General features: G+C 65.7%; 24 protein-coding genes. 12 read left to right on the forward strand and 12 right to left on the reverse strand.

Annotation, left to right across the window (positions count from 1 at the left end):
* Nucleotides 1-20: 20 nt before the first annotated feature.
* Entirely contained in the window at nt 21-554 is a 534-nt protein-coding gene (locus tag Q8S30_RS21095) for a histidine phosphatase family protein (RefSeq protein WP_371135426.1), read from the reverse strand.
* Complete coding sequence (locus Q8S30_RS21100; protein ID WP_371135427.1) at nt 443-796, reverse strand: histidine phosphatase family protein; 354 nt, start codon at nt 794-796, stop codon at nt 443-445. The genes Q8S30_RS21095 and Q8S30_RS21100 overlap by 112 nt, the downstream gene beginning before the upstream one ends.
* Nucleotides 797-1358: 562 nt before the next feature.
* Between Q8S30_RS21100 and Q8S30_RS03065 the strand changes: the two genes are divergently transcribed.
* Nucleotides 1359-1667, forward strand: a complete 309-nt coding sequence (locus tag Q8S30_RS03065) for a WGR domain-containing protein (RefSeq protein ID WP_305664567.1) — start codon at nt 1359-1361, stop codon at nt 1665-1667.
* On the opposite strand, the gene Q8S30_RS03070 is transcribed toward Q8S30_RS03065, so the two are convergent.
* The 6 genes from Q8S30_RS03070 to Q8S30_RS03095 all read right to left on the reverse strand — a co-directional run bounded on the left by Q8S30_RS03070 (nt 1628) and on the right by Q8S30_RS03095 (nt 8193).
* Entirely contained in the window at nt 1628-3013 is a 1386-nt protein-coding gene (locus Q8S30_RS03070; RefSeq protein WP_305664568.1) for a PLP-dependent aminotransferase family protein, read from the reverse strand. The two genes, Q8S30_RS03065 and Q8S30_RS03070, sit on opposite strands and share 40 nt — an antisense overlap.
* A gap of 69 nt (nt 3014-3082) precedes the next feature.
* Nucleotides 3083-3925: a hydroxymethylglutaryl-CoA lyase gene (locus Q8S30_RS03075; RefSeq protein ID WP_371135428.1), complete on the reverse strand. Its 843-nt coding sequence runs from the start codon at nt 3923-3925 to the stop codon at nt 3083-3085.
* Nucleotides 3926-3933: 8 nt separating this feature from the next.
* Complete coding sequence (locus Q8S30_RS03080; RefSeq protein WP_305664570.1) at nt 3934-5256, reverse strand: TRAP transporter large permease subunit; 1323 nt, start codon at nt 5254-5256, stop codon at nt 3934-3936.
* Complete coding sequence (locus Q8S30_RS03085; protein ID WP_305664571.1) at nt 5256-5747, reverse strand: TRAP transporter small permease subunit; 492 nt, start codon at nt 5745-5747, stop codon at nt 5256-5258. Before Q8S30_RS03085 ends, Q8S30_RS03080 begins: the two co-directional genes overlap by 1 nt.
* 77 nt (nt 5748-5824) lie before the next feature.
* Entirely contained in the window at nt 5825-6859 is a 1035-nt protein-coding gene (gene dctP / locus Q8S30_RS03090) for a TRAP transporter substrate-binding protein DctP (protein ID WP_305664572.1), read from the reverse strand.
* 29 nt (nt 6860-6888) lie between these two features.
* The gene (locus tag Q8S30_RS03095) at nt 6889-8193 is read right to left on the reverse strand and encodes a hydroxymethylglutaryl-CoA reductase, degradative (RefSeq protein WP_305664573.1); all 1305 of its coding nucleotides are present in this window, start codon (nt 8191-8193) and stop codon (nt 6889-6891) included.
* Nucleotides 8194-8516: 323 nt separating this feature from the next.
* Between Q8S30_RS03095 and Q8S30_RS03100 the strand changes: the two genes are divergently transcribed.
* The 10 genes from Q8S30_RS03100 to Q8S30_RS03145 all read left to right on the forward strand — a co-directional run bounded on the left by Q8S30_RS03100 (nt 8517) and on the right by Q8S30_RS03145 (nt 19724).
* Entirely contained in the window at nt 8517-9005 is a 489-nt protein-coding gene (locus Q8S30_RS03100) for a twin-arginine translocation pathway signal (protein ID WP_305664574.1), read from the forward strand.
* Nucleotides 9005-9625: a ferric reductase-like transmembrane domain-containing protein gene (locus Q8S30_RS03105; protein ID WP_305664575.1), complete on the forward strand. Its 621-nt coding sequence runs from the start codon at nt 9005-9007 to the stop codon at nt 9623-9625. The genes Q8S30_RS03100 and Q8S30_RS03105 overlap by 1 nt, the downstream gene beginning before the upstream one ends.
* Nucleotides 9626-10567: 942 nt before the next feature.
* Nucleotides 10568-10723, forward strand: a complete 156-nt coding sequence (locus Q8S30_RS03110; RefSeq protein ID WP_305664576.1) for a hypothetical protein — start codon at nt 10568-10570, stop codon at nt 10721-10723.
* Entirely contained in the window at nt 10720-12771 is a 2052-nt protein-coding gene (locus tag Q8S30_RS03115; protein ID WP_305664577.1) for a 3-hydroxyacyl-CoA dehydrogenase NAD-binding domain-containing protein, read from the forward strand. Before Q8S30_RS03110 ends, Q8S30_RS03115 begins: the two co-directional genes overlap by 4 nt.
* A 291-nt stretch (nt 12772-13062) precedes the next feature.
* A complete protein-coding gene (locus tag Q8S30_RS03120) occupies nt 13063-14274 on the forward strand; it encodes an NAD(P)/FAD-dependent oxidoreductase (protein WP_305664578.1) in 1212 nt (403 codons plus the stop codon).
* Nucleotides 14271-15185 carry an ABC transporter substrate binding protein gene (locus tag Q8S30_RS03125; protein ID WP_305664579.1) on the forward strand — a complete coding sequence of 305 codons (915 nt, stop codon included), beginning with the start codon at nt 14271-14273 and terminating at the stop codon, nt 15183-15185. Before Q8S30_RS03120 ends, Q8S30_RS03125 begins: the two co-directional genes overlap by 4 nt.
* Nucleotides 15186-15471: 286 nt before the next feature.
* Nucleotides 15472-17268, forward strand: coding sequence for a CocE/NonD family hydrolase (locus Q8S30_RS03130; RefSeq protein ID WP_305664580.1), 1797 nt, complete (start codon nt 15472-15474; stop codon nt 17266-17268).
* The gene (locus Q8S30_RS03135; protein ID WP_305664581.1) at nt 17265-18056 is read left to right on the forward strand and encodes an alpha/beta fold hydrolase; all 792 of its coding nucleotides are present in this window, start codon (nt 17265-17267) and stop codon (nt 18054-18056) included. Before Q8S30_RS03130 ends, Q8S30_RS03135 begins: the two co-directional genes overlap by 4 nt.
* On the forward strand, nt 18049-18942 hold the full coding sequence (locus Q8S30_RS03140) for an amidohydrolase (RefSeq protein ID WP_305664582.1): 894 nt from the start codon (nt 18049-18051) through the stop codon (nt 18940-18942). Before Q8S30_RS03135 ends, Q8S30_RS03140 begins: the two co-directional genes overlap by 8 nt.
* 14 nt (nt 18943-18956) lie before the next feature.
* Entirely contained in the window at nt 18957-19724 is a 768-nt protein-coding gene (locus Q8S30_RS03145; protein ID WP_305664583.1) for an enoyl-CoA hydratase/isomerase family protein, read from the forward strand.
* A 6-nt stretch (nt 19725-19730) separates the two neighbouring features.
* On the opposite strand, the gene Q8S30_RS03150 is transcribed toward Q8S30_RS03145, so the two are convergent.
* Nucleotides 19731-20477 (reverse strand): GntR family transcriptional regulator, encoded by a 747-nt coding sequence (locus Q8S30_RS03150; RefSeq protein ID WP_305664584.1) that lies wholly within the window; start codon nt 20475-20477, stop codon nt 19731-19733.
* Between the two features lie 145 nt (nt 20478-20622).
* Here Q8S30_RS03150 and Q8S30_RS03155 point away from each other — a divergent pair, with 145 nt between their 5' ends.
* Complete coding sequence (locus Q8S30_RS03155; RefSeq protein WP_305664585.1) at nt 20623-21807, forward strand: CaiB/BaiF CoA-transferase family protein; 1185 nt, start codon at nt 20623-20625, stop codon at nt 21805-21807.
* Here Q8S30_RS03155 and Q8S30_RS03160 read toward each other — a convergent pair.
* The 3 genes from Q8S30_RS03160 to dctP (Q8S30_RS03170) all read right to left on the reverse strand — a co-directional run bounded on the left by Q8S30_RS03160 (nt 21804) and on the right by dctP (Q8S30_RS03170) (nt 24482).
* Nucleotides 21804-22475 carry a glutathione S-transferase N-terminal domain-containing protein gene (locus Q8S30_RS03160; protein WP_305664586.1) on the reverse strand — a complete coding sequence of 224 codons (672 nt, stop codon included), beginning with the start codon at nt 22473-22475 and terminating at the stop codon, nt 21804-21806. The two genes, Q8S30_RS03155 and Q8S30_RS03160, sit on opposite strands and share 4 nt — an antisense overlap.
* Nucleotides 22472-23269, reverse strand: a complete 798-nt coding sequence (locus tag Q8S30_RS03165; protein ID WP_305664587.1) for an alpha/beta fold hydrolase — start codon at nt 23267-23269, stop codon at nt 22472-22474. Before Q8S30_RS03165 ends, Q8S30_RS03160 begins: the two co-directional genes overlap by 4 nt.
* Before the next feature lie 265 nt (nt 23270-23534).
* Nucleotides 23535-24482, reverse strand: coding sequence for a TRAP transporter substrate-binding protein DctP (dctP, locus tag Q8S30_RS03170; RefSeq protein ID WP_305664588.1), 948 nt, complete (start codon nt 24480-24482; stop codon nt 23535-23537).
* Between the last annotated feature and the right edge of the window lie 134 nt (nt 24483-24616).

Raw genomic sequence — 24616 nt, forward strand, 5'->3', positions numbered from 1 at the left:
CGTCAGTCGGGCGCATCAAGTTACAGGCCGCCCGGGGTGACATTCAGCGCCTCGAGCTTCGCCTGCCCGCCGCGGAAGGCAAGGACGGTCAGGCTGGCGGGACCGACCGGCAGGATGCGGCGCGGTGCCGGGCCGATCAACCCGTCCAGCAGAGCGCGGATCACGCCGCCATGGCAAACCATCAGGACCGCCTCCGTCTCCACCTCCTCCACCCCGGCGACCACGTCGCAGACCCGCGCGCGGAACGCCTCCCACGGCTCGCCGCCTTGCGGGCTATGGGTGCCGGCCCGCCAGCCCTGATACTGGGTGGGGTCCAGCGCCTCGATCTGTTGGCCGGTCCAGTCGCCGACCGAATGCTCGCGCAGCAGCGGTTCGGGCAGGGCATCGGTGTGGCCCAGGATCTCCGCCGTTCGCCGGGCGCGCTGCAGGTCCGAGGTGAGGGCTAGCCCAGAGCCAGCCGTGCGATGAGCGGCGAGAGAGCCCGTGCCTGATCTTCCCCGCGGGTGGTGAGCGTCATGTCGGCCTGTCCCTGAAGGCGGCGAACGGCGTTCCACGTGCTCTCGCCTCGGCGCACCAGAAGAAGTCGTTTCATGCCAGGCGGTTTCCTTTTGCGTCGAAGAGAGCCGCGGGCGCAGAGGGCAGGCGGAAGTGGAGATCGGGCGGGAGCGGGCTGTAGGCATCCGCGATGGCGGTGATGCGCTGGCCATGGGCGATGCCGGTGTCCGCATCTCGACGCGCAGGGTGGCGTCGACGATCCCCATCCCCTCCAGCAAGCCGTCGCCGCCGACCCGGCCATTGCGGAAGACCGTGCCCCAGGCGAGGGCGGTGGCAAAGCTGGGGATCATGAAGGGGAGGGTGGCCAGAAACCCGATCAGCCCCCGGAAGGGCATGTCCGTCATCACCACCAGCCAGGCAAGGACCCCGCCGATCAGTACGCAGCCGGCGGCGACGCCAAGGCCGAGGATCATCGTGTTACCGGCAGGCCGCCAGAACAGGTTGCGCGACAGCGGGCTTGCCAGCACATCGCGCCATGCGCCCGCCCGGCCCGGCTCCAGCGTCTGCATCAGGATCGTCAGCAGCGGCGCGGCCACCAGCAGCGCCAGCAAGACAAGGTTGAGGCCAAGCCCCGCCGGCAGGCGCAGTCGTGAACACGGGTGTGCGGTCATCCCGGTGGCTCCTTCATTGGGCGAGCGGGTGGCAGATGCCACCCGCCCGCGTCCGTTGGTTATTGCAGCTGCAGGATCAGGTCCGCGACCTCCGGATCCCGCCGGAGTGAATCGGCGCGGCCCCATTGATTCCAAATCGTAATTGGATATCGGCACCCCCGCCGGGCCATGCTTGGGCCCGGAGGTGGCATCATGTCCGCCTATCTGTGCAAGATCGATGCCGCCGGGAACATGGCGCGTTTCCACCATGTCGATCTGGCGCCGAACCTCTTTGGCGAGGTCTGCGTGCCGCGCGCCTGGGGCCGGATCGGCATGCAGGGACGCGCGATGGTCGAGACCTGCGCGTCACCCGCGGCGGCGCAGGCCTGCGCAACCCGGCTCGTCCGCGCCAAGCTGCGCCGCGGATATGTGGCAGCGTCATCGAGAGGGCTCTGGCACCCCGAGCTGGCCGCGCGGCCGCATCACACCTGCCCCTTCAGTGCCTTTTGCAGGAACCCGTAGAAGCGCGGGTCTTCCGACCGCGTGATATTGATCCGCAGGGCAGGGGGCCCAGGCTCTTTGTCATTGACGCGAAAGACGCTTCCGGGGGCGAAGAAAATGCCATGTGCGGCGCCGCTGCGGACGAACCCGGCCTCGTCGGTGGCGGGGGGCAGCAGAAGATAGCTGTAATACCCCTCCCCATCGCCCCCCAATGTCTGCAGGCCCAGCTTGCGGATGCGCGCCAGATAGTCGGCGCGGGCCAGCGCAAGCCGTGTCTCGATCTTGCGGACATGGCGCTGATAGCGGCGGTTGGCCAGAAGGTCGGCCACCAGCGTCTCTGCCAGACCCGAGCTGTTGACGATGGTGACCAGCTTCAACTCGGCAATGCGCTCGCAAACCTCGGTCGGCGCGATGATGTAGCCCACGCGGATGCTGGCCGACATCAGCTTGGAATAGGAGCCGATCTGGATCACCGAGCGGAACTGGTCGAGCTGCCCCAACCGTGTTCCATTGGTGCCAGGCAGGTCGATGAACGGGTCATTGTCGACGATGGCGAAGCCGTATTGCTTGGCCAGTTGCAAGATGCCGTGCGCGGTGGGCAGGTCGATCGAGGTGCCGGTCGGGTTCTGGCACAGCGACTGGGTGAAGAACATGCGCGGGGAATGGCTGACGGCAAGCTGTGCCAGCGCCGCCAGATCGGGGCCGGTCGCGGTGCGGGGAACGCCGACGACCTTCAGCCCCTGCAGCGACAGCTTGGCGAACAGCGGGTAATAGCCCGGATCGTCCACCAGTACCGTCTGCCCCTCGGCCAGAAGGCGGCGGATCACCAGGTCCAGCGCGTGATTGGCGCCAAAGGTGGTCAGGACATTGCCGGCGTGGATCTGGATGCCCTTCAGCCGGTGGGACAGAACGATCTGGTCGCGCAGGGCCGCGCTGCCATGGACATTGCCATATCCGGTCTGGTCGCCCCCCAGCTCTGCCAGAACCTTGGGGCCAAGACGGGCCGGGATGACGCCCTGGCTCCACGAGGTGGGCGGCCGGCCATCGCCGACGCGGAGGCTGAAATCGCCCCCCAGCTGCGCCCCCAGAAGCGAGATGCGGTCCACCGCCTGCGTGATGCTGGGCGGCGGTGGGGCGGGGGTCATCGCGCCCATGCTGCGCTGGTCCGACACGTAGAAGCCAGATCCCGGCCGCGCCTCGATCAGGCCCTGCGCGCAGAGCCGGTCATAGACCCCGACCACGGTGTTCTTGGAGACGCCGAAATGCTCCGCCGCGCGGCGCACTGGGATCAGCTTGCGCCCCGGTGGCAGGGTGCCTTCGCGGATCTGGCCAGCGATCAGGTCCAGGATTGTGTCGGTCTTGGTCATGGCGGTCCCGGCTGTACCTACGGCGGGGAGGGTACAGCCGCGAGATTGTGCCTGCAACCGTGCCAGTTGCTATGCAGCAGCAAGCCCCGCCACGATTGCCTCGGCCTTGCGCAGCGCCTCCATGTCGATGCCATGCGAAAAGCCACGGCGGGCAATCATGTCCAGCGCGCGGCGCGTGTCGATGTTGCCCGGCGCGCCCGGCGCATAGGGGCAGCCGCCAAGCCCGCCGACCGAGGCGTCGAAGCAGCGCAGGCCATGATCCAGCGACAGGCCGATCAGATCGGCCGCGCGGCCCGACGTGTCATGAAAATGCCCGGCCAGAGCCAAGGGATCGACATGCTGCAGCAGCGTTGCGAACAGCGCTTCAAGCGTGCCCGTCGTTCCCGCCCCTATCGTGTCGCCCAGAGACACTTCGTAGCAGCCGATCTCCAGCAGCCGTTCTGTCCAGCGCCGCACGGCTTCGGGAGGGGTGGGGCCGTCGAAGGGGCAGGCGATCACGGTGGACAGATAGCCGCGCACCGGCAGGCCCTGTGCGCGGGCCAGATCCATCACCGGGGCGAAACGATCGAGGCTTTCAGCAATCGAGCAGTTCAGGTTGGCGTGGCTGAAGCCCTCGGAGGCGGCGGCAAAGACCGCCACCTCGTCGCATCCTGCCGCCAGTGCCGCCTCGAGCCCGCGCAGGTTGGGCGTCAGGGCCGCGTAACGCACGGCAGGCACGCGGCGGATGCTGGCCATGACCTGCGCGGCATCGGCCATCTGCGGCACCCATCTGGGGCTGACGAAGCTGGTCGCCTCGATGCTCGCAAACCCTGCGGCGGATAGCGCGTCGATCAGGGCGATCTTGGTTTCGGTCGGGACCCAGGCGCCTTGGTTCTGCAATCCGTCGCGGGGGCCGACCTCAAACAGTGTCACATGGACTGTCATGGCCGGGATTCGCTCATCAGCTCTGGCAGCCAGGTCACCATGCCGGGGAAGACGGCAAATAGGATCAGCGCGGCGACCTGGATGAAGAAGAACGGCATTACGCCGCGATAGACCTGGCCCATGCCGATGCCCGGCGGCAACACACCCTTCAGGTAGAACAGGGTATAGCCGAAGGGGGGCGTGATATAGGCCATCTGCGCGGTGATCATGAACAGCACCCCGAACCAGAGCGGGTCGAAATCCAGCGCGGCGACGATGGGAATGAACACCGGAACGCAGAGCAGGATGATGCCGATCTCATCCAGGAACAGCCCGAGGAAGATCAGAATCACGATCATCGCCCCCAGGATCACCCAACGCGACGCCTCGAGCCCTTCGACAAAGCCAAGGATGCCATCGGCCCCGCCGGTTGCGACGAAGACCGACACGAAGGCCCGCGCGCCGATGGTGATCCACAGGATCATCGCCGTGACGCGCAGCGTGTCGGTGGCGGCCGCGGAGAGCATGCTGAACCGGAAGCCGCGCACTGCAATGGCCGAGACCATGGCCCCCAGAACCCCCACGGCGGCAGCCTCGGTCGGGGTCGCGATCCCGGCATAGATCGATCCAAGGACGCCGACCACCACAAAGGCGGGCAGGATCAGCGCCTTCAGCTTGGCCAGCTTGACCCGCAGCGGAATGACGTCGACCTGCGGCGACCGCGGCGCCAGCGCCGGGTTCAGCCAGGTAAGGATGGTGATATAGGCGATGTAGCTGCCGGCCAGCACCAGCCCGGGCACCACGCTCGCCGCGAACATCTGCCCGATCGAGATCTGCGCCGTGATCGCATAGACGATGGTCACCACCGAGGGCGGAATCAGGATCCCCAGCGTGCCGCCCGCGCAGATCGTGCCCAGGGCCAGCGGCGGGTAGTATCCGCGCGACAGCATCGAGGGCAGCGCCAGAATGCCCATGGCGGCCACGGCGCCGACGACGACGCCCGTCATCGCGGCCAGGATGGTGCAGATCACGATGGTGCCGATTGCCAGCCCGCCATTGACGCGGGCGAACCAGGTTTCCATCGCGTCATAGAGCGACTCGATGATCCCGGATTTCTGCAGGATCGACGCCATCAGGACATAGAGCGGAATGGCCATCAGCGATTCCGAGGTCATGGTCTCGAAGGTGTTCAGGACCGCCACGATCAGCGCGGAGGGCCCCCAGAGCAGGATGGTGGAGACGAAGGCGATGGCCCCCAGCACGAAGGCGAGGCCGGCGCCGGTCAGCATCAGCAGGATCAGCGAGGCGAACATGAACAGAAGGACGAAGGAGCTTTCCATCAGGCGGCCTCTGCCATGCGCGGGGTAAGGATCGCATCGGCCAGCGCCTGCAGCGACAACAGCAGCGCCGACAGCGGCAGAAAGGCCTTTGCGGGCCACAGCACCGGGTTCCAGGCGGAATAGCTGGTCTCGCCATAGCTGAAGGATTGCAGCGCCAGCGGCAGGCTGAACCACAGGAGGATCGCCCCGAACGCCGCCGCAAGGGCCAGCCCGACCAGCCGCAAGACGTAGGCCACCTGTCCTGTCGCCTTGGCCGACAGGATGTCGACCGCGACATGGCCGCCCAGATGCAGCAGATGCGGCCCCCCCAGCAGGAAGAACGGCCCGAAGATCAGCATCGCCAGTTCCGGTGCCCAGGATGTGGGGCTGCCAAACGCATAGCGTGACAGCACTTCCCACAGCATCAGGAAAACAATGGCGTAGATCAGCCATTTCGCCAGCTCGAACAGCCAGCGGTTAAGCGCGGTGATGGACCGGGCCAGCAGGATCATGGAGAGGCTCCGCGAATATAGGATCGGCCCCGCGCGCGGTGGACCGGCGCGGGGCGTTCGACGTTCTGACCCTTGGATCAGAGCAGGCGCAATTCCTGCATCAGCGCCACCTGGCTGTCCATCATGCGCTTGGACAGGTCATCCGTTGCCGCCTTTGCCCAGGAATCGACGGCCCTGACCCGCGCTTCCGCGATGTCGGCCGGATCAAGGTCGATCACCTCGACGCCCGCCTCCTGGAACTTGGCCAGATACTCGCCGTTCTTGACGATGATGTTCTGGCGCAGCGAACCCGAGATTTCGCGTGCTGCCACTTCCAGCGCCACCTTCTGCTGGTCCGACAGCGCATTGTGCGCCGCCGTGTTCGCGACATAGGAGGTGGCGGTCGAGGGCTGGTGAAAGCCCGGCAGGATCAGGAAGGGCGCCACTTCGTGCAGGCCTTCTTCGTAATTGGCCTGAATGTCGCCGCGGTCGGCCATGTCGACCAGCCCCTTGTCCAGCGCAGAATAGACCTCGCCGGTGGGCAGCGGCGACACGGCAACGCCGAAATCGCCCATCACCGCCGCGGCAAGGCCGACGAAGCGGCCCTTCTTGCCGTTCAGATCGGCGATGGACCGGATCGGCACCGTCGAATGCAGCGGCTCTTCGCCATAGACGGTGGGGGCGATGTAGGTCATCCCGGCCGAGGCATAGCTTTCGCGGGCCAGCTCCAGCCCGCCGCGTTCGTAGAACCAGGCCTCGTACTGGTCCGCCTCGGGGAAGCCGAAGGGCACGGTCGAGGAAAACCCATGGGCCGGGATCTTGCCGGCGGTATAGCCGTCGAAGGTCTTCATCATCTGGAAGGCGCCGCCGCGCACGGCGTCGAAGGCCTGCGCCGCGGGCACGATCTGCCCGCCGGCAAAGGGCGTGATCTCCAGCGTGCCGCCCGTCAGTTCCAGCACGCGCGCACAAAAGCGTTCCTCATAGAGCATCGGCGTCGTGCCGCCGCCCCACAGCGCCTGCATGCGCCAGCGGGTTACGTCCTGCGCGCCGGCGCGTCCCGATGCCAGAATGGCGGGCGCTGCCAGCGCAGCCGCACCGACCGTCACAAAGTGACGACGAGTCGTATGTGTCATGTGGTATTCCTCCCTTTTGGTTTTTTTCGTCAGGTGCCCTCCAGCACCCGTTTTGCGCAGCCGACACTGACATCGCCCTGCTCAACAATGGCGCGCGCAACCCGGTCGACGTCGGCCCCGGTTGCCCCCGCAGTAATCGCGATGTTGCGCGCGTGCAATTTCATGTGTCCGCGCTGGATGCCCTCTGTCGCAAGCGCGCGCAGGGCCGCCATGTTCTGTGCCAGCCCGACGGCGGCGGTCACTTCGCCCAGTTCCTGTGCGCTGGTGATATCCATCAGCCGAAGCGCCGCCTGCGCCGCCGGATGGGTGCGCGTGGCCCCGCCGACGATACCCATCGCCATCGGCATCTCCAGCGTGCCCACAAGCGCGCCATCGCGGCCGATCTCCCAACGGGTCAGCGAGGTATAGCGCCCCGACCGCGCCGCATAGGCATGGGCACCGGCCTCGATTGCACGCCAGTCATTGCCGGTGGCCACGACGACCGGGTCGATACCGTTCATGATGCCTTTGTTGTGGGTCGCGGCGCGATAGGGGTCGATGATCGCAAGCGCACAGGCCTCGACGATGCCCGTGGCAACGTCCTCGCCGGGCAGGTCGCGTGTGCTCAGCGCGGCGGCAGGCACCCGGACGCTGGCCGTCACCACCCGCCGATCCGCGAGGTTCGACAGGATGCGCAGACAGACCCGGCCGCCGGTGATCTCCTCGACTCGCGGTGCCAACATCTCGGCCATGGTGTTCACCGTGTTGGCCCCCATCGCATCGCGCACATCGACCAGCAGATGCACGACGACCATGGCGCCGATCGGGCTTTCGTCAAAGACGGCAACCTCGATATCCTTGCACCCTCCGCCGAGTCCGATCAGGACCGTATCCTTCGAGTTCGCCAAGGCGATCAGCTCATCCCGGTGCGCCAGCAGCACAGAGCGCGCGCCGTGGGGGTCGCCCAGATCGAGGATCTGTATCTGTGCGCGCATGATCGGCAGGGTCGTGCTTGCGGTGAACCCTCCGCCTGCACGGGCCAGCTTGGCCATATAGGACGCCGCCGCGACGACCGAGGGCTCCTCGACCGCCATGGGCACCAGATAGTCGCGCCCGTTGACGATGAAGTTCGTGGCGACGCCCAGGGGCAGCTCGAACGTGCCGATCACATTTTCGATCATGCCATCGGCAACATGGATCGGCAGGGCGGGGCGGGCCGACAGGGCCTCGCCGGTCGCGACGTCCAGGCCGCAGGCGTCGACGATTGCAGCGCGGCGCGCATCAGGGTCCATGTCGCGCAGGCCCCCGATACGCGATGACGCGGCGGGGCGGATGCCACCCAACTTGAGATTCATTGTTCTTCTCCTCCACACGCCGACGACTATTCCCCCAGAGACCGAGATTGTATTGGTACAGTTGCGGCTTTTATAGGCAATCTGTGCCCTTTCAAAATTAGGTACGAATCTAGATTGCATGGCGTGGTCGTGCGAGGCGCCCTGCCGGGGCCTTGGCCCTCGGGCCGCGCCTGACGCAAAAAATGACCAGATGTGATCCGCCAAGGCCCCAGCGACGTGTTAGCTTTGCCCGGACGGGATGCACAGGATGTACCGCCCCGGCGCCGCAGGTGTCAGGTCGCGGCACAGACAGAATTGGACCCGCTCCAGAAGGAGGCACTCCCATGGCTACTCCATCTTTCGACCGCCGCGCATTCCTGGTGACGGGCAGCTCGGCGCTCGTCATCGGCACTGCGGCACCGATCCTGCCTGCCTATGCCCAGTCACTGGCGCCGACCGAAAGCATGCGCGGCGGGGCCAACAACTACATTCCCGGCGCGGCGGTCGTGGACCGGATCGGCGGCGGCGGGTTCTGGATGTCCGGCACCGTCCGGCGGGCAGGGGATGGCGCACCCCTGGCGGGCCAGCGCATCCAGATCTGGGCCCACACCACCGAGGGGCGCGAGAGTGACCCGCATAGCCACGGCGCGACGCTGACCGACGCGAATGGCGTGTTCCGCTTGGAAATGCCGCAGATTGTGCCCACCTTCGGCCAGCCCCATGCCCATTTGGCCTATGACAGCAGCGAATTCAAAACCGTCTTCCTCCGGCCGATCCTTGCGAGTGCGCGGGACACGAGCCTTGAGGCGCATTTCGTGCTTCAGCCGGTTTGATGTCGCCTGAGCACAGCAGGATCCGGGCAATCGCCATCTGGTCTGGCCTGATCGCGGCCGTGGGCATTCCGCTTGCCGCGGCCGCGACAAGCCCGCTGCTGGCGTGGCGTGATCCCGTCTACATTCTGGCGGCCTTTTTCGGAGTGGTTGGCCTCGCGCTTCTGCTGCTGCAACCGCTGCTGATCGCGGGGGCCCTTCCGAACGTCCCGCGGGTGACCTCGCGCCGACTGCACCGCCTGACCGGCGTGTGCCTTGTCGCGGCAGTCACCCTGCATGTTGGCGGCCTGTGGATTACCAGCCCGCCCGACATGATCGACGCGTTGCTGTTCGCATCCCCGACGCTGTTCTCGGTCTGGGGGGTGGTGGCGATGTGGGCGGTGATCTTCACCGCCCTTCTTGCGGCGCGGCGACGCCACCTCGGCTGGCGACGATGGCGATATGCCCATGTCGCGCTGTCCGTGATCGTGGTTGCGGGCACGATTGCCCATGCGCTGCCGATCGAGGGGACGATGGGCCAGAGGTCGAAGATTGCGCTGTGTCTGTTGGTAGGCCTTGCGACGCTGGCCGCACTTGCGAAACACGTCTGGCCAATCCGCCGCAGTGCGCCTGCGCGATCCTGACCAAGGCATCCAGCGCCGGAACACCACCGAACACTGCCAGCAGCAGGGCCAGCGCCGCCATCGTCAGCGGCATCATGACCAATGCAAGCCGCAGCGAGCGTTGGATCAGGAAGGCGATCAGTAGGTTCCGAGGAAATTGGCCAGACCAAAGCCGAACAGGATCGCGGTCACGCCATCCACGCCAACGCCGGTGATGTTTTCCAGAAACGGGCGGATAGCCATGAACCAGTAGATGGCCCCATCCAGCGACAGGTGCCTGAGGCCGGGAAGCAGATCATCTCGCGCCTGCGCTCTTCATGTCCGATAATCTTGCATTCCCGGAATGGATAGAGCGCGCAGGGCACGGCGGTTCTGGTGGTATATGCTGGCGATATACCGCCGCGGCGAAGTAGGCTCGTGCATGATGAAACCGCTCGCCTCCCCATCCCCCGACGCTGACACGATCCGCTGGCTGCCGGGCTGAATTGCCGCAGGTGCCGCGAAAGACTCGGAGGACACAGCCTTTTTGGCAGGCGCAGCGCTCGCATCTTGATCAGCTGCTGCGCTCTGAACACCGTCCAGCCGTCGGCCGATCTGGGCCGAGCGGCCGGTTCACGACGGCAACGGATGCCCGCGGCAAACGCCGTCCCGGTATGTCATCCGCGGCGCTGACCAAAGGCAGGTACGAGCTTTGCAGCATCGCCGATGCTTGACGCGGTCGGAGCATTGAGCTAATAGACTACTTGATTATCTTTGGCTGTGCGCGCCATCATAACCAACATTCAGTCTAGGCCAGCCTCCAGTAATGTTTCCTGATCGGCCGATTGTAGCAAAAGGAACCAGGGAGTTGGACGAAGGATCACCCGGGGCGCTACACCTCCGCCTGTCACGGCGGCTTCGCCCGCTCGGCATCGGCGCGATAGAGCAGATCCTCGACGGATTCTGGGGTGGGTCGAGGGCGATATGGCCGCGCTGGCCAATGCCATTGTGGCGGTGCCGAACCTTGCCGACGCGCAGGGTGTTTGGGTCGCCGAAGCGGAAATCAATGCGGTGCTGGTGCTTTTCGAAAAGCAAGGCTTTCTGGCGGCCGATGGTCTGGCAAGGGTGATAAAGACATGAGCGGTACCGTCCATCTGCAGCGCGAGGGCGCAGTCGGCATCCTTGTCATTGACAATCCGCCGGTGAATGCCGGCTCGTCGGACATCCGCAAGGCGCTTCTGGCGTGCATTGCCGAAGTTGAGGCCGATGCCGCTCTGGCCGCGGGCGTGCTGATCGGCGCGGGCAAGACCTTCATCGCCGGGTCAGACTTGCGCGAGTTCGACCTGCCGCTCGCCACGCCGCAACTGCCCGCAGTGATCGTGGCCCTGGAGGGCTCTGCCAAGCCCTGGGTAGCGGCGCTGCGGGGCGCAGCGCTTGGCGGCGGGTATGAGCTGGCGCTTGGTTGCGACGCGCGCATTGCAGCGGCGGGCACGGTCGTCGGCCTGCCGGAATGCGGGCTTGGGATCATCCCCGGCGCGGGCGGCACGCAAAAGCTGCCGCGTCTGGTGGGCAAGGTGGCAGCCATTTCGCTGATCACCAGCGGTCGCAGGGTCGGCGCAGAGGAGGCGCTGAAGCGGGGCATGATCGACGCGCTGGCGCTCGGCGACCTCAGGGTGGAAGCGGCGGCGCTCGCACTGTCGCTGGTAGGCCGCAAGGTGCGGGTCATCGAGCGTGATGCGCCCACGGAAGATGAGGCTGCCATCGAGGCAGCGGCACGCAAGGCTGCCGCCTCCGGCCGTGGCCGCCCGCATATCCTGTCGGCCATCCGCCATATCCGCGCTGTGGGCAGCGTTCCTGCCGCCGAGGGGCTCACAGCCGAACGTGCAGATTTTCAGGACCTGCGCATCTCGGCCGAGGCCAAGGCCCTGCGCCACATCTTCTTTGCGGAACGCGAGGCGGCCCGCGGCGCGGCGCCGGCCGGCCTGAAACCGGCCCCCTTCGCCAGCTTCGGCATTCTTGGCGCGGGCACCATGGGTGCAGGCATCGCGCTCGCCTGCCTGCAGCGCGGCTTTGCCACCACCGTGGTCGACACCGACCCCGCCGCCATCGGGCGGGCCCGCACACGGATCGAGGAGGAGATCACCAAGTCCTCCACTGCGGGCCGACTGACCGAAGCCGAGGCGGATGCCGCCCGCGCCGGCCTGACGCTCGGCAGCGACATGGCATTGCTGGCGGGCAGCGACGTGATCATTGAGGCGGTGATCGAGGATATGACGGTCAAGCAGCAACTCTTCGAGGCAATCGACAAGGTTGCGCGCCCGGATGCGCTGCTGGCCACCAACACCTCCTATCTCGACGTCGATGCCATCGCCGCGGCTGTGGCGGACCCCGGCCGCTTCATCGGGCTGCATTTCTTCAGCCCTGCCAACATCATGAAACTGCTGGAGGTTGTCGGCGGCACCCGCAGCACGCCCGAGGCGCTGGCTACCGGCCTTGCCGTGGCGCGCGCGCTTGGCAAGCAGCCGGTGCAGGCTGGTAATGCCTTCGGCTTCATCGGCAACCGGATCTACGCTGCCTATCGCACCGCCTGCGAATTCATGCTGGAAGACGGCGCCATGCCGCAAGACGTGGACAAGGCGATGACCGAGTTCGGCTTTGCAATGGGCCCCTTCGCCGTGGCCGATCTATCGGGCCTCGACATCGCATGGCGGATGCGCCAGCAGCAGGCCCCCAGCCGAGATCCCGCTGCCCGCTATGTCCACATCCCCGACCGGCTGTGTGAGGCCGGGCGTCTCGGGCGCAAGACTGGCGCAGGCTATTACAGCTATGGCGCCGCCGGCATCCCCCAGCCGGACCCGCAAGTAGAGGCCGTCATCGTCGCGGCTTCGGCCGAGAAGGGCATTGAGCGCCGCCGCCTCACCGCTGAGGAAATCCAACGCCGTGCCCTTGCCGCCATCGTGAACGAGGCGGCGCTGGTGGTGCAGCAGGGCGTCGCGCTGCGGCCCGGGGATGTCGATGTGGTGATGGTCAATGGCTATGGCTTTCCGCGCTGGACCGGGGGGCCGCTGCACTGGGCCGGCACGCAGGAGCTCGCGCAGCTGGCAGCCGACTGCGCCGCCGTCGCGGCAGCTGCGGGGGCGGGCCGGGAACTGGCCGATCTGGCCGCGGCCGGTATCCTGAAGTCCTGACTGGGGCGGCCAGCCGCTGCGCAAGGCCGCCAGACCCCCTGCGCCGGCACGAAGGATCGTCCGCTTCCAGCCCGCCGCCCTCGACAAAGACCATCCACCTCAGCACCATTGCAAATCCTGAATGTGGATCCGGCCCACGGGCACCCATCGGGGCCAATGAGCGCTTGAATCATAGAAATATATCATGCATTTATTAACTATCCAGAGCTCGCGTGCCGGTAGCGGGACCGGCCGTCAGTCCTGCGGCGCCTGACAGTCGCCGTTATCAACACACGAAAGCCGGAGGGTGGAATGTCAAACTATCGCGTTGCGATCATCGGGGCGGGGCCGGTCGGCCTGCTCTGCGCGCTGGGACTTGCCCGGAAGGGTGTGGACAGCGTTGTCATCGAGCGCGAACCCGGCGTCGTCGACAGCCCACGCGCCATCGCACACCACTGGTCGACGCTTCCCGGCATGGACGAGCTGGGGATCCTCGACAAGGCGATCGCCCGCGGCTTTGCGAAGAATGACTTCGCCCTGAAGGTCCACAAGACCGGCGAGGAGATCCGCTGGAACCTCGATGTCCTTCAGGGGCATGTGAAGTTTCCGTTCAATGTCTATCTGCCGCAGCACATCCTGGCGGATGTCATCCTGGAGGAGCTGGCGGCCTATCCGGGCACGCGGGTGCTGTGGGGCACCACCTTTGCCGGTCTCAGGCAGACCGACAAGACTGTGACCATCAGCCTGCAGAACGACGCCGAAGGTGCCTTCGAGATGAATGTCGAATGGCTGGTCGGAGCGGATGGCGCCCGTTCGGCGGTGCGAAAGGCCTTGGGTGTCGGCTTTGACGGATTCACCTGGGACCAGCAATTCGTCGCCACGAATATCCGCATCGACCTGAGCAAGCATGGCTATGCGCGCTCGTTGCTGCTGGTCGACAAGCCGAACGGCGCAGTCCTCGCAATGATCGACAATGAGAACCTGTGGCGTTGCGCCTATGCCGAGGATTCCGGGCTGCCGGCCGAGGGGGTCGTTGAGCGCATCCACGCCATGCTGCCCAGGATCATCCCAGAAGCGCGCGACGGGTATGCGCTGGAGCATCACTCCGTATACCGGATACACCAGCGCAACGCCACCGAGTTCAGGGTGGGGCGGGTGTTGCTGGCGGGGGATGCGGCGCATGCGACCAACCCTGCAGGCGGCTTCGGGCTGACGACCGGCTGTCTGGACGTGTTCATCCTCTATGAAGCGCTGGCCGCCATTCTGGGCAATCAGGCCCCTGTCGATATCCTTGATACCTATGCCCGCGAGCGCAAGCGGGTCTTCCTCGAATTCACCTCGCCACAAGCTACCCGTCTGATGAAGCTCCTCCTTCAGGAAGAAGGCCTTCAGGAGGGTCTGGAGCGTTTCCGGCTGCTGGCGACGGATGAGTCTGCCCGCCTGAAATACTCCCTCTTTGCCGGAAACCTGGAAACACCGTCGCTGGTGACAGGGCGGCGCCACAGTCCACAAGTCGCGGCATGACGACCGCAGTGCGCGCACGCGCGCCTCTTGTCGCCCTGTTCACCTACGCCGCGGCGGACCCGGGGCATGTCGCGGTCATGGACGTGGCGCAGGCGCATCTGGAGCGGCAGGGGGTCAGGGCTACGTATCTGCGGGTGTTCGGCAACCGCGACATCCTCAGGACCGGCCAACTGGCGAAGGAGATTGTCGCGCGTCGGCCAGATGTGGTGCTGTCGTTCATGACCAACGCCAATCTGGCGATGATCGCGGCGACACAGGGTGGCGTCTGTCCCGTCGTGGGCTGGTCGATGGATCTGACGGGTGCCTGCCTGCAGAACCTGCAAACCGGCGCGAAGGGAAACGTGACTGGCGTTTCGTTTCCCGCCAGCGTCCAGCACGATCAGCTGACCTTGCTGAAAGCGCTCAAACCCGGGGTACGACGCATCGGCCATCTGTACAATCCGGGCTATGCCGTGGCGCAGCCTGTTCTTGAACGGATGCAGAAGGCGGCTGCCGGTCTTGCGCTGGACGTTACGCCCTATCTGTGCGAGGCGGCCGGGGAATTTCCCGCGGTCATCGCCCGCATGGCGGGGGAGGGCATCGAGGCGCTGACAGTCGGCCCGCATGAATTGTTCAATGCCCACGGCAAGGCCATCTCGGCCGCCGCGATGCATCTTGGCTTGCCCGCGGTCGGGCTGGAATCGATTGCCGTAGAGGACGGTGTAGCGGGATTTGCCCCTGATTTCCCGGCGATCTGGGAACGCGGCGCTGAAATGGCGGCGCGTATCCTGCAGGGTGAAAGCGCAGGCGCGATCCCGGTGGACGTGAGCATTGCACCGCAGATCATCCTCAACCTGCGTTCGATACGTCGTCTCGGCCTGCAGGCGTCAGTGGGCGTTATCAGGAGCGCGACCCGCGTGATCAAAGAGTGACGCGTCATTCGACTGCGTCAAGTCGGTCACGCGCGAGGCCCTGCCCACCGCCGGGAGCCGCCGGATGCTGGTGCTAAGCTGCTTCTCTTGGTTATCGGCAAGCCCTGCGTCGGATGCGCTGCCTGAGGGACCGGGACGCGCCTTACGTGCGAGACACCGCTTGACAGGCTGGGTTTCAACTTATAAATCACTTTTATGATTTATTTAATCCCGCAGGGGCGCGGGAAAGCCGCGTCGTCTGGGCCAACCAGGGTACAACGACGGGTGACCAAGGGGGGGGACGGCGATGGAATGGTTGAACGGCACCAGCGGTGAGCCGCCCAGTCCCTACAGGCCTGCGCCCGAATATGACGGGCGAATTGACCAACCCGATGTCCGCGTCCCGATGCGCGATGGCGTATCGCTTTGCGTTGATGTCTATCGCCCGGAGACCGCCGACCCGCTGCCGGCGCTGCTGGCTTTCGCGCCCTACAACAAGGATCTGTCAGGGCGCGAGTATGCCAGCGTTGTGGGGCCGCAGCCGCCATGGTCGCCACTCTGGGCCGGGGAGATCGAGGCCGGAGACACCGACTTCCTGACAGCCCGCGGCTATGTGCATGTCATCGGCACTGCGCGCGGCAACGGCAAGTCAGAGGGCGGCGGCAATCCTGAGACCGACCTTTACGACCTGATCGAATGGATCGCCGCGCAGCCCTGGTGCGACGGGAATGTCGGGATGATCGGCATCTCGGCCTTTGGGGCCGCGCAACTGCAGGCCGCAGCCTTGCAGCCGCCCTCGCTCAAGGCGATCTTTCCCTATGATCCGGGCCCGGCCTACCGAGAATTCCGCGACCGCAACCCCGGCGGAGTGGTCCATGCTTTCCCGCTGATCATCGACGCAGGTTCGGTGGCGCACACCAGATCCGGTCCGCCGGGCGCGCTGTCGGAAGCCGATGAAGCGGCGTGGCGCGAGGCGATGGCCAACCCCGACTACATCGCGCACAGCAAGATCTACAACATCCTCGCCATGAAGGGGCAGAAGGCGCCGATCTTCTTCCGGACGCTGATCCAGCCCTTCGATACGGCCCAGGCCGTGGAAGCCGCCGAGAAACGGTTCAGTGATCTAAAAATCCCGGCCTATTTCGGCACCGGCTGGTATGCGCAGACCTACAAGTCGCATTTTCAGGGCACGCAGAACTGGTACCGCAACACCACGGCGCCCAAGCGCCTGATGTTCACCGGCAATGCACAGGTCGACCGGCCGTTCCGCGCCTTTCATAATGAGATCCTGCGCTGGTACGATCACTGGCTGAAGGGCAGGGACACCGGCATCATGGACGAGCCGCCGGTCAGGATGTATGTGACTGGCGCGAACCGCTGGCTGACCGCCGCCGACTGGCCGCTGCCCGAGGCGATGTGGACGGAATTCTACCTCGATTCCTGGGAACGGCTGCGCCGGGAACCCTTTGCCCCCAGAAGCCGGGATGGCAGTGGTGGCCCCGATGCCTTTGTGCAGATGCCGGCAACGCAGACCCGGACCATCCAGAAGCTTCGCTACCTGTCCGAGCCTCTGGGCACCGACATGCTGTCCGCCGGACCGGTCAGCGCCACACTCTTTGCCTCGATCGACTGCGCCGACACCAACTGGTTCGTCACCATCAAGGACGTCGGACCCGACTGGCCGCTGCGCATGGCACAGGACACGGATCCTGTTCAGGCAGCGGAACATGTGGTCAGCCGCGGGTGGCTCAAAGCCTCGTACCGCGCGCTGGACGAGGACCGCTCCACCCCCTGGAAACCTTGGCACAAGCTGACGCGCGAGGCGCGTCAGGCGGTGACGCCCGGCGAGGTGGTCGAATACAGGATCGAGCTGATGTCCTTCGCCCATTTGTTCCGTCGCGGGCACCGGCTGTGCGTCGAGATCAGCAGTGCCGATTTCACTACCGGCATCGGCGGGGGCAACAACGTGGAATACATCCCCTATCACATCGGCCGCAGTGAGACGGTCCTGCACAAGGTGTATTTCGGGCCCGATCATCCCTCGCATGTCCTGCTGCCGCTGGTGCCGCTGGGCGCCATCCACGACGCCGGAGATCAGACATGAACTGGGTCGAAGCCAACGGCGCCGTGTTGCGCTATGTCCGCTCTGGCGATTGGACGTCGGGTCGCATCCCCGTTGTCCTGCTGCACGAGGCGGGCGGGGCCATCGAAAGCTGGGCCGAGGTTGCCGCGCTGCTATCCCCGTCATGGCAGGTTCTGGCCTATGATCAGCGCGGGTTCGGCCAGTCCGAACGGGCCAAGGTACTTGATCTGGCGACCATGACCGCGGACCTTGGCGCGTTGCTGGAGGCGCTTGGCATTGAGCGGGCGCATCTCGTTGGCACCGCGATGGGCGGCACCATCGCCCTGGCCTTTGCTGCGGAATCTCCGGACCGGGTGGCATCGGTGGTGACGAACAGTCCGGCGACGGGGAACGTGTCAGAGGTTGCGCAGAAAAACCTGCTGGCGCGAGCCGATTATGTCGAGCGCGCCGGAATGCGGGCAGTGGCCGACGCGGGGCTGGAGAAGGCCTATCCCGAGGGCCTGCGCGGCGCGGGCTTTGCCCAGTACCGGCTGCGCTATCTTACTAACGACCCGGCCAGCGTTGCGGCCCTGAGCCGGATGTTCGTCACCCTCGATCTGGGGCCGCTGGTGCCCCGGATCACCGCACCCACGCTGATTTTGGGATGCACGCTGGACCCGATCAAGCCGCTCGAGGAATGCCGCACCCTCGCCGGGCAGCTTCCGGACGGGCGCTATGGCGAGCTGGTCACCGGCCATTTCGCCGGATTGATCTCGCCCGGGCCTTTCGCGGCAGTCATCACCGGTTTTCTGGAGAGCCTCGATGCGTGATTCCGCCAACCCCGATTGGGTCAACCAGTTTCGGTCCACCCCGAAAAATCCGCTTCCTGCCGGCGCCTGGGACACCCATGCTCATGTGTTCGGTCCCTTCGCGCAATACCCGCTGATGCCGGGCTGCCCCTACCTGCCGCCCATCGCACCGCGCGAGGCGCATCTGGCCGGGCTCGAAACAGCGGGGTTCGGGTTTGGCGCGCTGGTGCATGCCTCCGCCAACGGTTTCGACAATTCCGGCGTGCTGGATGCCGTCGCCGCGGCGCCGCAGCGCTTGCATGCCGTGGGTGTCGTGGCCGCGGACAGCCCGGCGACTACGCTGGAAGCGATGCACTGGGCCGGTATGCGGGCGCTCAGGTTCTGCGAGACGGGGCCGGCTTACGGCGGCCCCAAGCCCATCGGAGTTCTGGGGCTGGAAAGCCTGAAGGACTTCGCACCCGTGATGCGCGAACTGGGCTGGTATGCCGATATCTGGGCCAAAGCGGCCTATGTGGTCGAGGCGATGCCCTGGCTATCCGCGCTCGGTTTGCCGCTGGTCCTTGATCACATGGGCAATTACGACGCGGACGAAGGGGTTGATGGACCCGCGATCAGCGCGCTCCGCAATCGGGTGGCCGAGGGCAATATCTGGGTGAAGCTCTGCGCGACAAGGGTCACGCGCGGCGCCTGGCCAGACTACGCGGATGTCCGGCCGTTCCACGACGCCTTTCTCGAGGCCGCGCCGGACCGGATGATCTGGGGCAGCGACTGGCCCTATATCATGATGGACAAGGCGACGCCCGATATCGGCGGGCAGGTCGACCTGTTCGACGCCTGGACCGCCGACGACACGCTGCGCCGGAAGGTGTTTGTCGACAACCCCCGCGCGCTGTTCGGCACGCCCTGACACAGGAGGCTGCAATGAGCGCCTATGAAACCCTCGCCCTGAGCGTCACCGATCATGTCGCCACGATCACGCTGAACCGCCCGCCGGTGAACGCGCAGAACAACCGCCTGCGCGAGGAACTGGTCAATGTGATCGACGCCCTCGGCGACCGGAGCGATGTGCGCGCCATCGTGCTGACCGGCGAGGGGAAGGCCTTTTCTGCCGGGGCCGACCTCTCCGAACGCCCGACGCAGGATCCGGGTCATTACACCGCCCATAATCGGCGGGTGCGGGCCAGTTTCGACTGCCTGCTGGAATGCCCCAAACCGATCATCGCCGCGGTCAACGGCGCGGCAATTGGCGCCGGCTGCGTGACGGCGCTGTGCTGCGATATCCTCGTGGTTTCGGAGAAGGCTTTCCTGCAGATGACCGAGGTGACGGTCGGTCTCGCCGGCGGCGTGGCGCATCTGCGGCGCCATTTCGGCGAAAGCGATGCGCGGCTGATGATCTATACCGCGCGCCGGGTCTATGGGCCGGATCTGCTGCGCATGAACGTCGCCTCGGCCTGCGTCGCGCCCGAGGCCTTGCTGGACACTGCGCAGGCCATTGCGGCCGAGATCGCGCGCGCCAGCCCTTCGGCTGTCCGCGCCGCGAAGAAATCGTTCCAGATGACAGAAGGTCTGTCGATCTATGAGGGCTACCGCTTCGAGCAGGGGCAGACCAAGGCCCTATCCCTGTCCGACGATACGGCCGAAGCCATGGCCGCCTTCCGCGAGAAGCGCGCGCCGGTGTTCAGGAGCTGAGCGCTCTCAGCGCAGCTTCATCTCGATGCGCACGCTGTCGCCGCGATAGAGGCCGATGGCGAAGACCAGCGGCTTGCCGTCGCGGTCGAAGATTTTGCGTACCACTCTGGCAATCGGGAAATCCGGCTGGATCTGCAGTTGCTGGGCGACGGCGTAGTCCGCCCGCTCGATGGTCAGGATCTGGCTGGCGTCGGCGATTTCCACATCTTTCAGATCGGCCACCAGCCGGGTCGCGGTCTTGGTCCGCAGATCTTCCTCGGTCAACATGGCGGCGATGCCCTCCGGCACGAAGACATGGCCCAGCAGGAAGCGGACATTCTCGCGCGTGTGGCGGCGGACGAGGTGGCGGTAACGCAGGCCCTCGGAGGCAACACCCTCGATCGTGTCGGGCAGCCGATCCACCATTTCGTCTTCCAGCACCTCGATCGTCGCGCCGAGCCGCGACATCAGCAGGCCGGACAGATCCGTCTTAACGTCGCACCACAGATCCCGTTTCGGCCGCGCCCGAACGAAGGTGCCCTTGGCGCGGAACCGCTCGATCAGGCCTTCGGCTTCCAGGATCCCCAGCGCCTGACGGATTGTCATCCCCGCCGCGCCATAGGACTTGGCGAGGTCCTCGACCGTCGGGATGCGGCCCCCGACCACCCATTCGCCCGAGTCGATGCGCGACCGGAACATGCTTGCCAGCTTGGCATAGAGCGATACGCCCGGACGGTCGTCGCTGAGCGTGGATTCTGCCAGTGTCTGTTTCATCGCCGATCTCCGTTCGTCGCCGCAGGTGTCAAATAAATCATTAATATGGCACAATGGTTCAGGTTTGCCTTGCCACCGATCTGCCTGCCCTATAAAAACATATAGTTAGGTTATCGATCTTACAAGCCACAGCCAAGGAGCAAACATGCCGGGGCCCCTGGAACATTTGCGCGTACTGGACCTTAGCCGGATCATGGCCGGTCCTTGGTGCTGCCAGATTCTGGCCGATCTGGGCGCCGAGGTCATCAAGGTCGAGCGTCCCGGTCTGGGCGACGACACCCGCAGTTGGGGGCCGCCTTATCTCAAGGACAGCGAAGGCCGAGACACTCGCGAATCCGGCTATTACCTGTCGGTCAACCGGGGAAAGCAGTCGATCACCCTGGACCTCGCGACCGACGAGGGCCGCAAGACGGTGCTTGCGCTGGCGGCGACCTGCGATGTGGTGGTGGAGAATTTCAAATCCGGCACGCTGGACCGGATGGGCCTTGGCTATGCTGCGCTGCTCGCAGCAAATCCCGGCATCATCCTCGCCTCGGTGACCGGCTTTGGCCAGACTGGCCCTCGGGCCGGCGATGCGGCGTATGATTTCATGATTCAGGCGATGAGCGGGCTGATGAGCGTTACCGGCCCGGCTGATGGCGAAACGGGTGGTGGGCCGCAGAAGGTGGGCGTGCCGATCGTCGACATCATGACTGGCATGTACACCGCTATTGCAGTGCTGGCGGCGGTCGCCAACCGCGAGCAGAGCGGCAAGGGCGACCATATCGACATCGCCATGCAGGATGTCGCGGTGGGCTTTCTGGCCAATCAGGCGATGAACTATCTGGTTTCGGGCACGGTCCCGGTGCGGCGCGGCAACCGGCACCCCAATATCCAGCCGCAGGACGTGTTCCAGGTGGCGGACGGGCATCTTGTGCTGGCGGTCGGCAACGACGGCCAGTTCAGGGCCTTTGCCGAGGCGCTCGGCCGGCCGCAATGGGGGGATGATCCGCGGTTCTCGCGCAATGATGCGCGGGTCGAAAACCTCGCCGCGCTGCATCCCCTGATCTGCGAAGCACTGAGCGCCCAGCCTCTGGCGCATTGGCTGCAGGAGCTCGGGCACCGCGGCGTGCCCTGCGGTCCGATCAACACCATCCCGATGGCGCTGGAGGACCCGCAGATCCAGCACCGCCGCATGGTGCGCGAGCTGCCGCATCCCTTGTCCGGCAGTGTTCGGCACGTAGTCAGCCCGATGAATTTCGCCAATTCCCCCCTCGCGCTGGATCGCAGCGCGCCGCTGCTGGGCGAGGATACCGAAGCGGTTTTGGCAAGGCTGGCAGGCAGCGCCTAGAAGGCCGGGCGCTGCAGTATCAGGGGCATGACCACATCGCCCGTATCCGCCGCGCCGTCATCCTGTACGCCTGTGGCTGCCAGAGATGGCCGGCGGTTGAGGTCTTCGGCCCATTCGGCCAGAGCCGGAAAGGCAAGGCGCCAGCCGCAGTGGGGATAGCGGAAGTCCAGCTGTCCGAGGGCGCAGGCGATGGCGATATGCCCCAGCCCAAAGGGCACCGCAGCAAGCGCCGCACATTCCGCTTCAAGGGACGACAGGATCGCCGGGATCTTGCCGCGGTACGAGTCCGAGATCGGCGAGTCCGCGGCAATGCCGTTGCGGATCAGGCTTCGCCATAGCAGCAGGATATCGGTGAGACCGTCGCCGAGCACCTCCCACCGCAGGCTGTCCAGACGAGCGCGAGGATCGGCGGGCACCAGTCCCGGGCCGTCGCCGAGGCCACCCAGAAACGCGCAGATGACGGGCGAGCCGAGGATTACGCGCCCCTCGTCGCAGACCAGCGCCGGGATCTTTCCCAATGGGTTGACGCGCATCAGCGCCGGATTCAGCGGTCCGTCAAGCTGCACCGGCGCGCGGATCAGTTCCACCCGGTCGAGCAACCCCCGCTCATGCAGCACGATCATCACCTTGCGCACGAAGGGCGAGCGTGGCGACCAGTAGAGCTTCATCCGTTCAGGTCCGCGCTGAGGAACGGAAGCACAAGCGCGTTGAACGCCTCGGGACGCTCGAAATTCGGGACGTGCCCTGAAGCCGCGACCGTTTCGATCCGCGCGCCCGGCACCGTGCCAAAGACCCGCCGCATGGTTTCGGGCATCGTGCCGTCCTCTGCCCCGGCAATGACGAGGAGCGGGCAGGTGATCGTCTCGACCACCGCGGTGTAATCGTAATCCTGCAACGCCCGGACCGATTGCACCAGACCGTCGAAGGGCGTCGCGGCGATCATCGCCTGCAGCCGCTTACCCAGCGGTCCGTCCCGCGTGTCGGGCTGAAGCCAACGTTCCGTGATCGTGGCGGCGTAGCGATCCATACCAAGATCGCGGGCCGTGGCCAGGCGCTCGGCCCAGGCCGCCGCGCCGCCCGGCGCAGTCCGCGCCATCCCGTCGACCAGGATGAGCCTGCCAAAACGGCCGGCAGCGCGTCGATAGGCTGCAAGCCCGGTCGGAACCCCCATCGACAGGCCGACCAAGCTGCAGCGCTCGATCCCGACATGATCGAGCAGGGCGACCAGATCGCCGCCCAAGGTCTCGAATCCTGCGTCGATGGCAGCGACCGGCGAGGCGCCGTGCCCGCGCTGGTCATATCGCAGTAGATTGAACCGGGGGCGCAGCGCCTCGGCCTGCGCATCCCAGACACTCAGGTCGGTGGTCAGTGAGTTGCTGAAGACCACCCATGGGGCAGCGGGGTCGCGGATCTCTACCCGCAGGTTCAGCCGGGTGTCGCCGATAGCCACGATACGGTCCATTGTCGCTCCTGACGCGTTGGTCGGCGCTTCCGGCGCCAAGTCTAGATCGGGCCCTCGTATGAGCCGCCGTCAATCTGCAGGTTCTGACGGGGCGGCACCGCCAACAGCCCCCGCAAACGCGGGTATCGAGGGCGTCGATCGTCGCCTGCCATATGGTTTCATCACGGCGATGCCATTGCCCGGCTCTCTTTCTCAGGCGAGGTGAAGCGGTCAGTGCAAGCGGCGAACTTGCGCTTCCCCGGCGTGGGGAAGCGCGGGGCCGGGTTTACTGCGCCGCGTAAGCGGCTTCGAAGGCGCTCAGATAGGCCGCGCCATTCTCGGTGGTTGCGACCCAATGATTGCGAACCGCGGCGAAGGCGGGCTCAAGAGTGGTGAGGTCAGCCTCGCTCAACTCGGTGAGAGTGATGCTGCCTGCCGTTTGAAGGGTCTGCAGCTCCTCTTCCTCGTACTTCTGGAACAGATCAGAGGCCCAACGCGAGGTCTCAGCCCCGGTATTGTTGTCGATGACCGCCTTGAGATCATCGGGCAGCGAATCGTACCAGGCCTCATTGAGGAAGACGATAGAGACGCCGGCGCCCCAGGGCGCGACATAGCCGTTCGGAACCATCTCGTGATAGCTGTAGGTCAGGAACGCGCCGGCATTTGTCATCACACCTTCGGCTGCACCACGCGCAAGCGCCTGATAATACTCGGGAACGCGCAGGGACAGCGGCACACCACCCATGCCGGAGATGGTCATGCCGCGCAGCGCCGATCCGGCGATGATCCGCTGGCCTGCAAGGTCGGTCGCAGTCGCCAGCGGCTCTCTGGTCCAGACCATCACGGTGTTCTGAACCTGGAACATGGCCATTTTAACACCGGGGATCGCCGGAAAAGTTCCGTCTTCCTGCAAGGACCACAGGGCCGCAGCGGTGTCGCTGGCATCCTCGCCCAGACCCGGAATGCCGACCACGCCGTAATGCGCGAACCGCGCGCCGTAGACGTTGGGCAGATCGAAGCCCGCATCCGCCACCCCCGCGGCGACCCGGGTCACGGTATCGCCTGGGCGGCTCAGCGTGCTGTCACAGAGCACCTCCACGTCGATGCGTCCGTCGGACTCGGCCTCGATCTCTGCCGCCCACATCGTGAAGATGTCGGTGCAGACGAAACCGGTGCTCACCGAGGGTACCGAAATGCGCATGGTCACCTCTTGCGCAGCGGCGGCAGTTGTCATGCCTATGGTTAGGCAGAGGGCGCTGGCCCCCCATGTGCAGAGTCTCATTCTGTTCCTCCCTGTTTACCTGTCCGCCAGTCCCTGCGGGCTGACGTTCCCTCCCTGTCCAACGGAAAATCCGCTCCCATTGTACC

Source organism: Frigidibacter sp. (genome assembly GCF_030695035.1).
GTDB lineage: Bacteria > Pseudomonadota > Alphaproteobacteria > Rhodobacterales > Rhodobacteraceae > Frigidibacter.